1 protein-coding gene is annotated in these 634 nt (G+C 73.2%); it reads left to right on the top strand.

The annotated features are described in order from the left end of the window. A partial coding sequence (locus AC1DWF_RS35730; protein ID WP_476843190.1) for a mandelate racemase/muconate lactonizing enzyme family protein occupies positions 1-634 on the top strand: 634 nt, incomplete at both ends.

The following is a 634-nucleotide window of genomic DNA, read 5'->3' on the forward strand; positions in this document are numbered from 1 at the left end:
CGCGGCCTGCCTCGCCGGGCTGGACCTGGCGCTCTGGGACCTCACCGCGCGCCGCGCCGGCAAGCCGTTGCGCGTGCTCCTGGCCGGCGACGGCGTGCGGAATGAGGTGCCGGCCTATGCCAGCGGCCTGAACCCCGACACGTCCTTCGAAACCGTGGCCCGCTGCCGCGAGGCCGGCTTCCGGGCCTTCAAGGTCAAGGTCGCCTTCGGGCGGGAGTCCGACGACGCCACCGTTTCCCGCCTCGCGAGCAACCTGCGACCGGGCGAGCGCCTGATGGTGGACGCCAATCAGGGCTGGGACCTGCCCGAGGCCCGCCGCATGGTTCCACGCCTCGGCGCCTATGGGCTCGGCTGGATCGAGGAGCCGATCCCGGCCGACCGTCCCGCCGCCGAATGGGCGGAGCTGGCGATGCTGTCGCCGGTGCCGCTGGCCGGTGGCGAGAACGTCATGGGCTTCGAGAATTTCGCCTCGCTGATCGGCAACGGAAATCTCGGCGTGGTGCAGCCGGACACGCTGAAATGGGGCGGCGTGACCGGCGCCTATGCCGTGGGCCGCCGCGCGATCGCCGCCGGGCGGTCCTATTGCCCGCACTGGCTGGGCGGCGGGATCGGCCTGCTCGCCGCGGCGCAGGTC

This window comes from Aminobacter sp. P4_D5 (genome assembly GCF_056401815.1).